12 protein-coding genes are annotated in these 11,917 nt (G+C 69.2%); 9 read left to right on the forward strand and 3 right to left on the reverse strand.

The window, feature by feature from the left end:
- A partial coding sequence (locus ACOADB_RS07800) for a hypothetical protein (RefSeq protein ID WP_378597394.1) occupies nucleotides 1-303 on the reverse strand: 303 nt, incomplete at its 3' end.
- A 23-nt stretch (nucleotides 304-326) separates the two neighbouring features.
- Between ACOADB_RS07800 and ACOADB_RS07805 the strand changes: the two genes are divergently transcribed.
- The gene (locus ACOADB_RS07805; RefSeq protein WP_378597395.1) at nucleotides 327-833 is read left to right on the forward strand and encodes an acyl-CoA thioesterase; all 507 of its coding nucleotides are present in this window, start codon (nucleotides 327-329) and stop codon (nucleotides 831-833) included.
- Here ACOADB_RS07805 and ACOADB_RS07810 read toward each other — a convergent pair.
- Nucleotides 823-1,713, reverse strand: coding sequence for a LysR family transcriptional regulator (locus tag ACOADB_RS07810; protein WP_378597396.1), 891 nt, complete (start codon nucleotides 1,711-1,713; stop codon nucleotides 823-825). The two genes, ACOADB_RS07805 and ACOADB_RS07810, sit on opposite strands and share 11 nt — an antisense overlap.
- Before the next feature lie 88 nt (nucleotides 1,714-1,801).
- On the opposite strand from ACOADB_RS07810, the gene ACOADB_RS07815 reads away from it, so the two are divergent.
- Complete coding sequence (locus ACOADB_RS07815) at nucleotides 1,802-2,797, forward strand: threonine ammonia-lyase (protein ID WP_378597397.1); 996 nt, start codon at nucleotides 1,802-1,804, stop codon at nucleotides 2,795-2,797.
- A gap of 53 nt (nucleotides 2,798-2,850) precedes the next feature.
- On the forward strand, nucleotides 2,851-4,260 hold the full coding sequence (locus tag ACOADB_RS07820) for an LCP family protein (RefSeq protein WP_378597398.1): 1,410 nt from the start codon (nucleotides 2,851-2,853) through the stop codon (nucleotides 4,258-4,260).
- 31 nt (nucleotides 4,261-4,291) lie between these two features.
- Here ACOADB_RS07820 and ACOADB_RS07825 read toward each other — a convergent pair whose 3' ends face one another.
- Nucleotides 4,292-5,065 (reverse strand): inositol monophosphatase family protein, encoded by a 774-nt coding sequence (locus ACOADB_RS07825; protein ID WP_378597399.1) that lies wholly within the window; start codon nucleotides 5,063-5,065, stop codon nucleotides 4,292-4,294.
- A gap of 132 nt (nucleotides 5,066-5,197) precedes the next feature.
- Between ACOADB_RS07825 and ACOADB_RS07830 the strand changes: the two genes are divergently transcribed.
- Genes ACOADB_RS07830 through ACOADB_RS07855 form a run of 6 tightly spaced genes read left to right on the forward strand, consistent with a single transcriptional unit; the run spans nucleotide 5,198 to nucleotide 11,903 of the window.
- Nucleotides 5,198-6,130: a glycosyltransferase family 2 protein gene (locus ACOADB_RS07830; RefSeq protein ID WP_378597400.1), complete on the forward strand. Its 933-nt coding sequence runs from the start codon at nucleotides 5,198-5,200 to the stop codon at nucleotides 6,128-6,130.
- Nucleotides 6,127-7,059 carry a glycosyltransferase family 2 protein gene (locus tag ACOADB_RS07835; protein ID WP_378597401.1) on the forward strand — a complete coding sequence of 311 codons (933 nt, stop codon included), beginning with the start codon at nucleotides 6,127-6,129 and terminating at the stop codon, nucleotides 7,057-7,059. The genes ACOADB_RS07830 and ACOADB_RS07835 overlap by 4 nt, the downstream gene beginning before the upstream one ends.
- 6 nt (nucleotides 7,060-7,065) lie before the next feature.
- Nucleotides 7,066-8,253: a UDP-galactopyranose mutase gene (glf, locus tag ACOADB_RS07840; RefSeq protein ID WP_378597402.1), complete on the forward strand. Its 1,188-nt coding sequence runs from the start codon at nucleotides 7,066-7,068 to the stop codon at nucleotides 8,251-8,253.
- The gene (locus ACOADB_RS07845) at nucleotides 8,250-10,256 is read left to right on the forward strand and encodes a glycosyltransferase (protein WP_378597403.1); all 2,007 of its coding nucleotides are present in this window, start codon (nucleotides 8,250-8,252) and stop codon (nucleotides 10,254-10,256) included. Before glf ends, ACOADB_RS07845 begins: the two co-directional genes overlap by 4 nt.
- Complete coding sequence (locus ACOADB_RS07850) at nucleotides 10,249-11,136, forward strand: ABC transporter permease (protein ID WP_378597404.1); 888 nt, start codon at nucleotides 10,249-10,251, stop codon at nucleotides 11,134-11,136. Before ACOADB_RS07845 ends, ACOADB_RS07850 begins: the two co-directional genes overlap by 8 nt.
- Nucleotides 11,136-11,903, forward strand: coding sequence for an ABC transporter ATP-binding protein (locus tag ACOADB_RS07855; protein ID WP_378597405.1), 768 nt, complete (start codon nucleotides 11,136-11,138; stop codon nucleotides 11,901-11,903). Before ACOADB_RS07850 ends, ACOADB_RS07855 begins: the two co-directional genes overlap by 1 nt.
- The last annotated feature ends 14 nt before the right edge of the window (nucleotides 11,904-11,917 follow it).

Genomic DNA, 11,917 nt, shown 5'->3' on the forward strand with positions numbered 1-11,917 from the left:
GAACAGGCGGACGTAGGTCCGCGGCCGCGACCACGGGCTGCGGCGCGGAGCCCAGTTCGGCCGGGGGCTGCGTGGCGGCTCCGGCGTGGCGCCGTACTGCTCGATCGGTGGCATCCGGTTGGTCTGCCGTGGAGGGGAGACCCCGGGGCGCGGCTGGACGGGGAGCCGTCGCGTCGGGTCTGCGTCGCGTCCCGGCTGCGACCCGGACCCGGACCCGGACCCGGGCGCGCCGTAGATCCAGTCGAACCCGTCGCCGTTCGACCCGTCGCCGTCGTCGCCGTTGTGGTTGCCACGCCCTGCCATGAGAAGGACGCTACCGTCAGGCCGTGAGCGAAATCGTTGCGGCACGCACGCCGTCGTACTCCCGCATCGAGCTGGCGACCGTCACCTCACGTGCCCAGGCCAACCTGCTGGGCAACATCCACGGCGGTGAGGTGGTGAAGCTCGCCGACTCGGCGGCCGGGGTCGTCGCCCAGCGGCACAGTGGCGGTCCGGCCGTGACCGCGGCGCTCGACGAGATGGCCTTCCTGGAGCCGGTCCGGGTCGGTGACATCGTGCGGACCTTCGCGCAGATCAATTGGGTGGGCTCGTCCTCGATGGAGATCGGGGTCCGGATCGAGACCCAGCCGTGGGACGCCGCGACCGAGTGGCGCCACGTGGGCTCGGCCTATTTCGTCTTCGTCGCCATCGACGGTGCCGGAGCAGCACGGCCGGTGCCCGCCCTCGAGCCGGAGAGCGACGAGGACCACCGCCGGATGCGCGAGGCCGGCATCCGCCGCGCCCACCGCCTCGCCAAGCGCCTGGAGATCGACGCCGCGCGCCTCATTCCCTGAGCGGTTCGGCCACCTCGGTCAGCGCGGCCGCGACCGCGTCCACGGCGGCGGGTCGGGGTGGGGCGCCGTACGAAGACAGCTGGACGCGGCGCTGCGCCGCCAGCGGACGTCGTACGACGTCAGGGTGCTGGTGGGCGCGCAACGCGAGTCCGGGCAGCACGGTGACGCCCATGCCGGCCGCGACGAGGGACTGCACCGCGACGTAGTCGTCGCTGGCAAAGGCGATCGCGGGTGTGAACCCGGCGTCGTCGCACAACGCCAGCAGCTCGCGGCGGCAGCGCTCGCACCCGGTGATCCATGCGTCGTCGGCCAGGTTCGCGAGGTCGACGGGCAGGTCGGCCGCGGGGGCGTCGGCCGGGCGGGTGACCAGGAAGAGCCGGTCCTCGAACACGGGCACGGACGTGATCTGGTCCGGTTCCGGCTGGCCGGGGTAGGTGAAGGTCAGTGCGAGGTCGACGGTGCCGGCGCGGAGCAGCTCGTGCGCCTCGGGCGGTTCCGCCTCGACCAGGTCGAGGTCGATGCCGGGGTGGCGCCCGGCGAGCAGGGCGAGGGCCGCGGGGACGAGGGTGGCTGCACCCGAGGGGAAGGCCGCCAGCCGGACCCGACCGGCCTGGAGGCTCGTGGTGGCCGCGAGCTCCTCCTCGGCGCGGGCCAGCATGCCGAGGATCTCCTCGCCACGCAGTGCGAGACGCTCGCCCTCCGGGGTGAGTCGGACCCCGCGACCGACGCGCTGCAGCAGCACGCTGCCCGTCTCCGCCTCGAGGCGCCGCAGGTGGTGGGAGATCGTCGGCTGGCCGTAGTGCAGCTGGACGGCGGCAGCCGAGACCGAGCCGGTCCGGTGCACGGCGACGAGGGCTTCGAGGCGGCGCAGGTCGATCATCCGCTGATCCTACAGATCGACAGTATCGATTAAAATCCATGAAAGGAACTATTGGACCGATGGGTGGGTCGCGCGGGACCATGACGGCATGACTGCCGTGGACCCGACCTTCGACGACGTGCGCCGTGCGGCCGACGTCGTCGCCCGCGAGTTGCCGGCGACTCCGCTGCAGTCCCATCCGCTTCTCGACCTCGCGGTCGGCGCCGCCGTACTCGTCAAACACGAGCACGTGCTGCCCACCGGATCCTTCAAGGTGCGCGGTGGTGTCCACCTCGCCTCCACGCTGACCGCTGCGGAGCGCGCCCACGGCCTGGTCACGTGCTCGACGGGCAACCACGCCCAGTCGGTCGCGTACGGCGCCCGGTTGGCCGGCGTCCGCGCGACGATCGTGATGCCGTCCAGCGCGCCCGCAGTGAAGCGCGACGCGGTCGCGGCCCTGGGCGCGGACGTGGTCGTCGCCGGCAGCACGCTCGGAGAGGCAGCCGCCGAGGCCCGGGCACTCGCCGCGGCCACCGGCGGGTCGTTCATCTGTCCGACCGATCGCCGGATCGTGCTCGGCCACGCGACGGCGTACCTCGAGCTGTTCGGCCAGGCGCCCGACCTCGCGGCCGTGTTCGTGCCCATCGGCAGTGGCACGGGAGCCTCCGGCGCCTGCCTGGCACGCGACGCCCTAGCCCCGGAGTGCCGGGTCGTCGGGGTCCAGTCCGCGGCCGCACCGGCAGGATGGCGTTCGTGGAGCTCGGGCGAGATCCAGACTGCTCCGGCCACGACGCGGGCCTCGGGGCTGGCCACGACGACGGGTTACCCGCTGCCGCAGCGGATCCTCCGCGACCGGCTCGACGAGTTCGTGCTGGTCACTGACGACGCCATCGACGATGCGGCCCGCCTGCTCGCCACGCGCGCGCACACCCTCGCCGAGGGCGCCGGGGCCGCTGCGCTGGCCGGCCTGCTGTCCCCGCACAGCACCGTGCGGCCCGGACAGTTCGGGGGACCGGTGGCCGTGATGTGCACGGGCGCCAATGCCTCCGGGGACGAGATCGCCCGGCTCGCCGAACCGGGCGGCGTCTCCGTGCCCGCAGCCTGACCCAGCGGCGCGTCGCAACCCGTGGGACGGTTGTGACTGGTGATACTGGGCGGGTGCCGCAGATCGCCGTAGACGAGCGGGCCGCGCGGGTGCGTTTCCGCCGGGCCCTGACGCTGATGGCGTTCACCCTGCTCGTGCCCGGTTCGGCCCAGCTGGTCGCGGGCAACCGCGACATCGGCCGGGTCGCGATCCGCGTCTGGCTGCTGTCGCTCGGCACGCTGGTCGTCGGCGGGATCGCCATCGCCCTGCAGCCGTCCCTCGGCCTCAGGCTCGCGCTGAACGCCGACGTGATGCTCGCCGCCCGCCTCTACATGCTGGTCGGCGCCGTCGCCTGGGCAGGGTTGTTCATCGACGCCTGGCGGATCGGCCAGCCCCTCACCCTGCGCCTGCCGCACCGCCGCGCGATCGTCGGCGTCAACGGCATCCTCTGCTTCTCGGTCGCCGGGACGCTGCTGTTCGGTGCGCACCTCGCTGCCGCGCAGCGCGACTTCCTGACCCAGTTCGTCGACGGCGACCTCGGTGCTGCCAACGACGGTCGCTTCAACGTGCTGTTGCTCGGCGGTGACTCTGGCGCGGACCGCTGGGGCCTGCGCCCGGACTCGATGACGGTCGCGTCGGTCGATGCCACGACCGGGCGCACCGTGATGATCGGCCTGCCGAGGAACATGCAGAACTTCCCGTTCCGGGAGGGCTCGGTCATGGACAAGCAGTTCCCCAAGGGCTTCGACTGCGACGGCTGCTACCTCAACGGCGTCAGCACCTGGGCCGAGGACCACACCGACCTCTTCGACTCCGACCACCCCGGTATCGAGGCGACCAAGATGGCCATCGAGGGCATCACGGGCCTGGAGATCAACTACTGGGTGATGGTCAACATGAAGGGGTTCAAGCGCCTCGTGAACGCGTTCGGCGGCGTGACCCTCAACGTGCGCCAGCGGATCCCGGTCGGCGGCCTCGGCAGCGACGTCACCGGCTACATCGAACCCGGCACGCGCAAGCTCAACGGTCACGACGCCCTGTGGTACGCCCGCTCCCGCGAGGGCAGCGACGACTACTCGCGGATGGCGCGCCAGAAGTGCGTGATGACGGCGCTGCTCACCCAGATCAGCCCGAAGCAGGCGTTGACGAACTTCCAGGAGATCGCCGAGGCCTCCAGCGCGATGATCAGCACCGACATCCCCGGTGGCGCACTGAGCGACTTCGTGCAGCTGGCCATGCGGGCGCGCAAGGAAGCCGTCTCCACGGTGTCCCTGGTGCCGCCGCAGGTCAACACCGCCCACCCGGACATCGACCTGGTCCACAAGATGGTGGACAACGCCATCGACCGCGCCGAGGGCAAGAAGAAGCCCAAGGCGACGAAGACGAAGAAGAAGAGCACCGGCAAGGTCAACGGCGGATCGCTCGGGTCCCGCAATGACGGCTACACCGCCAACGAGACCGACGACGTCGCTGCTGCCTGCTGAGCAGGCGAGGTGAGCAGGCGAGCTGGGCCGATCAGACCAGCGAGGCTGCGAGTGTCGCGACCACGGCGTCGTGCGTCGCCCGGTCGGGTGCCGCGACGATGCCACCGTCGAGTCCCAGCGGGACGATCGGCTGACCGTCGTGGCGACCGATGACGCCGCCGGCCTCGGTCAGGATCAGCGCGCCGGGCAGGTGGTCCCACGGCATGGTCCGGTTGTAGAGGAGCGCAGCCGCGTCGCCCGCCATCAGGTGCGGGTAGTCCACGCCGCAACACGCCCAGGTGAGCTCGAGGGTGCCGAGGCCGACCAGGTCGCGGCCCACCCAGGACCGCCGGGCGGTGCGGTACGGCGCCCCGGTGCCGGTCGTGACGCTCAAGCGCTCGCCGTTGAGGAAGGCGCCGGCGCCACGCTCGGCGACGTACGACCGCTCGTGCTGGGGCTGCCAGATCCAGGCGCGGGTGATCTCGCCGGCCCGTACCTCCGACACCATCACCGCGTGGTCGGGAGAGCCGTTGACGAAGTTCTTGGTGCCGTCGACCGGGTCGACGGTGAAGCCGTGCCCGGACTGCGCGAAGCGGTCGAGCAGGGACGGGTCCGCCGCCATCGCCTCCTCGCCGAGGACGACCGCGTCCGGGTACGCCGCGAGCAGGGCTGCGGTGATCAGCACCTCCGACTCGTGGTCGGCGATCGTCACGAGGTCGCCGGGATTCTTCTCCGAGACCTGGTGATCGGCCAGTGCGCGGAACCGCGGATTGATCACCTCGGCGGCGACGTCCTGGAGCAGGGTCAGTACGGCGTCGGTGTCCACATGAGGAACGTTAGTCGTGCAGGACCCGCGATCGCCCGACGGGCACCGGTCAGTGTCCGTCGGGTACGAGGTGGTTCACGGTGGCCGGGCGGCGAATCAGGATGATCCGAACCGGACAGTAGGGTGGCCCGCGTGCGTGTGCAGGCGGTCGTCGTGACCTTCAACCGGTTGGCGATGCTGCAGCGACTCATTCCGCGCCTGCAGGCGGTTCCCGGGCTCGAGCGGATCCTCGTGGTCGACAACGCGTCGACCGACGGGACGGGGGAGTGGCTGGGTCTCGAGGCTCGCTCCGCTCGCACCTCGACCACCGGACCTTCGTTCGAGTTCGAGACGCTGGCCACGAACACGGGCGGCGCCGGCGGGTTCCACCACGGGCTCGCGTGGGCGGTCCGCGAGGGTGCCGACCTGGTCTGGCTGATGGACGACGACGGGATGCCCGCCCCGGACTGCCTCGACCTGCTCCTCGAACGGGTCGAGCGCGACGGGCTGGACTTCTGCGGTCCCGCGGTGCTCGCCGAGCACGACCCCTCGCGCCTCTGCTTCCCGATCCGGTTGCCCGGCGGCACGAAGGTCGTGCACGCGATGGCCGAGGTCGAGGCCGCCGCGGTCGACGGACTGATCGACGGCGTGGTGATCCCGTTCAACGGGGTGCTGGTGACGCGCGACCTCGTGGAGCGCATCGGGCTGCCGCGCGAGGAGTTCTTCATCTGGGGCGACGACGTCGAGTACCTCTGGCGCGCCGAACGGGCGGGTGCCCGGATCGCGACCGTCGTCGACGCGCACTTCCATCACCCGGCCACCGACGACCTCGGCACGCCGATGATGTTCGGGAGGACGACGTACAACCACACGCCGAGCGACCTCAAGCACTACTGCATGGCGCGCAACAACACCCTCAACCTGCGGGCCTACCGCGGGTGGGTGCACGTCCTGCTGTTCTGGATCAAGACGGTCTGGTTCTACCTGTTCACCCGTCGCCAACCGGCGCGGATCCCGCTGAGCGCTCGCGCCGCAGTTTCCGGCCTGCGCGGCGACTTCTCCGGACACCGGAAGTACCTCACGTGAGTTTCGAGGCTCGCTCCGCTCGCACCTCAACCACCGAGAAGGTGGCCGTCGTCGTGGTGACCTACAACCGCGCCGACCTCCTCGAGAAGATGCTCGCGGGCCTGGCCGCCCTCGATCGCGCTCCCGACGCCGTCTACGTCGTCGACAACTTCAGCTCCGACCACACGCCCGACGTGCTGGCCGCGTCGACGCTGCCCGGCCTCGTCACGATCCGCACCAGCGAGAACCTCGGTGGTGCGGGCGGTTTCCGGCTCGGGCTGAAGACCGCCTACGACCGCGGCCACGACGCGATGTGGCTGATGGACGACGACGTGGTCCCCGCCCCCGACTGCCTCACGCGCCTCCTCGAGGTCGACGGCTCCTGCCTGATCGCGGTGCGCGAGGACCGCGCCGGCGCCCTGGTGGAGAAGGCCGCGATCCGCTTCGACCTGCGCAACCCGCTGGCGATCCGCCCGAAGACGGCCAGCATCGACTCGTCGTACCCGGACCGGGCGGCCATGCCGGCCACGGTCGAGGTCGAGAACGTCGCCTTCGAGGGCTTCCTCGTGCGCCGCGAGGTGATCGAGAGGATCGGCCTGCCCGACGCGTCGTACTTCATCTTCTACGACGACGTGGACTTCGCGATCCGGGCCCGGCGGGCCGGGTTCCCGATCCGGGCGGTTCGCGATGCCGTGCTCGTCCGGCAGCTGGACTTCGACCAGCAGCACGACCTCGCGGGCTGGAAGGGGTACTACATGTACCGCAACCTCTTCGCCGTCCACATGAGGTACGGCGAGAACCCGCTGGTCCGCCTCAAGCCGTGGCTGATCGCGCTGGCGGTGGTCCTGCTCAGCCCCCTGCGCGGCGGTCGCGCCGAGGTGCGCAACGTCACGCGTGGGCTTCGCGACGCGCGTCGGATGCGGCAGGTGCCCTCGACGTCCGTAGACTGACCGACCGTGTCTCCTACTTCGTCGACCCCTGACCTCGTCGTCGTCGGCTCCGGCTTCTTCGGCCTGACGATTGCCGAGCGCTGCGCAGCCGAGCTCGACCTCAAGGTCCTCGTGCTCGAACGCCGCTACCACCTCGGCGGAAACGCCTACAGCGAGTTCGAGCCGGAGACCGGCATCGAGGTCCACAAGTACGGAACCCACCTGTTCCACACGAGCAACGAACGGGTCTGGGAGTACGTCAACCGGTTCACCGCGTTCACGAACTACCAGCACAAGGTGTTCGGCAAGTACCAGGGACAGGTCTACTCCCTGCCGATGAACCTGGCACTCATCAACAGCTTCTTCGGCAAGAGCCACACGCCCGACGAGGCGCGTGCGCTGATCGCCGAGCAGTCCAGCGAGATCGCCACCGCGGACGCGAAGAACCTCGAGGAGAAGGCGATCAGCCTGATCGGCCGCCCGCTCTACGAGGCGTTCATCAAGGGCTACACCGCCAAGCAGTGGCAGACCGACCCGACCGAGCTGAGCGCGGACATCATCACGCGCCTCCCGGTCCGCTACAACTTCGACAACCGGTACTTCAACGACAAGTTCGAGGGCCTCCCGGTCGACGGCTACACCGCGTGGCTGACCCGGATGGCGGACCACCCGAACATCGAGGTGCGCGTCGACACCGACTGGTTCGACGTCCAGGACGAGTTCAAGGGCAAGGTGCCGGTCATCTACACCGGCCCGGTCGACGAGTACTTCGACAACTGCGAGGGGCGCCTGTCCTGGCGCACCGTCGACCTGGAGTCCGAGGTCGTCGACGTCGATGACTACCAGGGCACCGGCGTCGTCAACGCCAACGACCAGGACGTCCCGTGGACCCGGGTGCTGGAGTTCAAGCACCTCCACCCGGAGCGCACCTACCTGCCCGGCAAGTCCGTCGTCGTCCACGAGTACAGCCGCTTCGCCGAGGACGACGACGAGCCGTACTACCCGATCAACACGGCCGAGGACCGCGCGAAGCTCCTCAAGTACCGCGACCTCGCCGAGAAGGAGCCGATGGTCCTCTTCGGCGGTCGCCTCGGCACCTACAAGTACCTCGACATGCACATGGCCATCGCCTCGGCGCTGTCGATGTACGACAACAAGCTCAAGCCGCACTTCGCGGACGGTGCCGAGCTGAAGAGTGGCGGGGTGGACGCGTGAGCAAGTCGACAGGTACGACGAAGACCCGGCTGCTGCAGCGCCAGATCCTCCCGGTCGACGGTGACGTCGACGTCCTCGCGCTCTACCTCGACCCCGACGAGGCCAACCTCGACGAGGACAAGTACGTCGTCGGTGGCTCGCGTGCGGCCAAGGAGCTGAACAACGCCTCGATCCGGCAGAAGACCGCGAGCGGCACGATCCGCCCGGACCAGGTGCTCTCCCGCACCGCCGTGCAGATCCCGTCGGGGGAGAAGCTCTCCTTCGGCACCTACTTCAACGCGTTCCCGGCCAGCTACTGGCGCCGGTGGACGATCGTCTCGGCGGTGACCCTCACGGTCAACGTCAAGGGCGCGGGCGCCACCGTCATCGTCAACAAGTCGATGGCCAACGGGCGCCAGCAGAAGGTCGAGAGCGTCCTCACCGAGGCCGACTCCAACACGCTGACCTTCCACCTCTCGCTCGGCCCGTTCGTTGACGGCGGCTGGTACTGGTACGACGTCGTGGCCGGCCACGGTGACGTGACGGTCGAGTCGGCCGAGTGGACGGCCGAGGTCCCCGTGGACCGGGCTGCACACGGCACCGTCGACCTCGCGATCACGACGATGAACCGCCCCGACTTCTGCGCCGAGCTGCTCGGCCAGCTGAGCACGCCCGAGCTGATGCCCTACCTCGACACTGTCTTCGTGATGGAGCAGGGCACCCAGAAGGTTGCCGACAGCGAGCTGTTCCCGGCGGCCGAGAAGGGCCTGGACGGCAAGCTGAAGGTCATCGAGCAGGGCAACCTCGGCGGCTCCGGCGGGTATGCCCGCGGCCAGTCCGAGTCGTTGCGCAAGGGCACGGCGACGTACGCGATGATGATGGACGACGACGTCGTCTGCGAGCCCGAGGGCATCATCCGCGCCGTCACCTTCGGTGACCTGGCCCGTCGACCCACCATCGTCGGTGGCCACATGTTCAGCCTCTACGCCAAGAGCCGGCTGCACAGCTTCGGCGAGATCATCCACCCGTGGCGCTTCTGGTGGATGTCGCCGCTGGACAGCTTCAACGACTGGGACTTCGGCGCCCGCAACCTGCGCTCCGCGCGCTGGTTGCACAAGCGGGTCGACGTGGACTTCAACGGCTGGTTCATGTGCCTGATCCCGCGCCAGGTGATCGCCGAGATCGGCCTGTCGCTGCCCCTGTTCATCAAGTGGGACGACTCGGAGTACGGCCTGCGCGCCAAGGCCGCCGGCTACCCCACGGTGACCTTCCCCGGAGCGGCCGTGTGGCACGTGCCGTGGACCGACAAGAACGACGCCCTCGACTGGCAGGCGTACTTCCACCTGCGCAACCGGCTCGTGGCCGCGCTGCTGCACTCGACGTACCCCAAGGGCGGCCGGCTGATCCGGGAGAGCCTCAACCACCAGATCGCGCACCTCGTGTCGATGCAGTACTCCACCGCCGAGCTCCGGATCCAGGCGATGGAGGACGTGCTGGCGGGCCCGCAGGGACTGCACGCGATGCTCGCGACGAAGCTGCCGGAGGTCAACGCCTTCCGTAAGCAGTTCACCGACGCGCAGCTGCACGCCGACCACGACGACTTCCCGCCGGTGCGCCGCGAGAAGCCGCCGCGCAAGGGCAGGGACCTCACCGAGGTGCCGAGCCGTCGCGCCCAGCTGATCACCGCGGGCCTCGCGCCGCTGCGCCAGCTCAAGAAGCCGCGCAGCCTCGCCGCGGAGTTCCCCGAGGCGGAGATCCGAGCGATGGACGCCAAGTGGTACCGGATGGCGACCTTCGACTCCGCGATCGTGTCCATGAACGACGGCACGTCGGCCGCGCTGTACGTCCGCGACCAGGCCAAGTTCAAGGACCTGATGAAGCGCACCCTCGAGCTGCACGCCCGCTACCGCAAGGAGTGGCCGGCGCTGGCCGCGCAGTATCGCGCTGCGCTCGGTGAGATCACCTCGCCGGAGGCGTGGGACAAGACCTTTGCCCCGTGGGTCGACGGTGACGCCGATGTCTGAGACCGAGGAACGGCCGGCCTTCGCAGACCTGCCGCTGAAGCCACCGTCGGCCGACAACGGCCTGCTCGCCGTCTTCCAGCGCCGCTACCTCCTGCGGCTGCTGGTGAAGCGGGAGATCGGGGCGCGTTACCAGGGGTCGTTCCTGGGCATGCTGTGGTCCTACATCAACCCGATGACGCAGTTCTTCATCTACTGGTTCGTGTTCGGTGTCATCTTCAACGCGCACAAGAGCGTCCCGAACTACGCGATCCACCTCTTCGCCGGACTGGTCATCGTCCACTTCTTCACGGAGAGCTTCCAGTCGGGGACCCAGTCCATCGTGCGCAACAAGGCGCTGGTGGTGAAGCAGGCGATGCCACGGGAGATGTTCCCGGTGTCCGCCGTGCTGGTGTCCTTCTACCACGTGCTGCCGCAGATGCTGATCCTGCTGGTCGCCTGCCTGCTCGCCGGGTGGACCCCCGATGCGGTCGGCATGGCATCGCTGGTGCTGGCCCTGGCCATCATCATGTGCATCGGAACCGCGTGCGCCCTGTTGTTCAGCGCCGCCAACGTCTTCTTCCGCGACTTCGGCAACATCGTCAACGTCTTCAACCACTTCGTGCGCTACGGGGTCACGATGATGTTCCCGTGGTCCTACGTCCAGGAACGGCTCGGTGAGCATGCCGGACTGTTCCTGCTCAACCCGCTCGCGGACGCCGTACTGCTGTTCCAGCGGGCGTTCTGGGTCGGTACGGCGACCGAGTCCGAATCGGACTCGGTGCTGATGCCGGACCACCTCATGCTGTACGGCTTCGCTGTCCTGGGCGCCAGCCTGGTGTTCCTCGTCATCGGACAGCTCGTCTTCAGCCGCCTTGAGAACAAGATCCCGGAGCGTCTGTGATGGTGTCCTCGATCGTCGTGGAGAACGTCACCAAGACGTTCACCCTCCGCTACCACCGCACCTTCCGCGAGGTGACCGTCGCCAAGGCGCGCGGCCACCAGACCAGCGAGAAGTTCAACGCCATCGAGGACGTCTCCTTCACCGTCGAACAGGGTGAGGCCGTCGGGCTGATGGGCCTCAACGGCTCCGGCAAGTCGACGCTGCTGAAGATGATCAACGGCGTGATGCGCCCCGACGACGGCACCCTGCTGACGCGGGGCCGGATCGCCGGCCTGATCGCGACCGGTGCCGGCTTCCACCAGCAGCTCTCCGGACGCGACAACCTGGTCCTCAATGCCGCCATCCTCGGCATGGGGGAGCGCGAGCTGCGACGCAAGTACGACGACATCGTCGAGTTCGCCGGTCTCGGCCGCACCCTCGATGCCCCCGTCGGGTTCTACTCCTCGGGCCAGAAGGCGCGGCTCGGCTTCGCCGTCGCCATCCACGTCGACTCCGACATCTTCCTCGCCGACGAGGTCCTCGCGGTCGGCGACAAGCCGTTCCGCCAGAAGTGCGTGCGGAAGATGAACGAGATCCGCGCGAGCGGACGCACCCTCTTCTACGTCAGCCACTCCGCGGCGTCGGTCCAGAAGATGTGCGACCGCGTGCTGATCCTGGAGAGCGGTCGCCTCGGCTTCGACGGCGACGTCGACGCCGGCATCAAGTACCTGCACTACGACGGCGACGACGAGCAGGAGATCGACGCCGAGATCGGCAACGACATCTAGGACTGCGCGAGCGC

The organism is Nocardioides sp. CPCC 206348, assembly GCF_048654705.1.
Lineage (GTDB): Bacteria > Actinomycetota > Actinomycetes > Propionibacteriales > Nocardioidaceae > Nocardioides.

Coding starts and splice junctions, on each gene's coding strand:
- ACOADB_RS07810 (WP_378597396.1), bottom strand. CDS start 1,713: ATGATCGACCTGCGCCGCCTCGAAGCCCTCGTCGCCGTGCACCGGACC.
- ACOADB_RS07815 (WP_378597397.1), top strand. CDS start 1,802: ATGACTGCCGTGGACCCGACCTTCGACGACGTGCGCCGTGCGGCCGAC.
- ACOADB_RS07850 (WP_378597404.1), top strand. CDS start 10,249: ATGTCTGAGACCGAGGAACGGCCGGCCTTCGCAGACCTGCCGCTGAAG.
- ACOADB_RS07855 (WP_378597405.1), top strand. CDS start 11,136: ATGGTGTCCTCGATCGTCGTGGAGAACGTCACCAAGACGTTCACCCTC.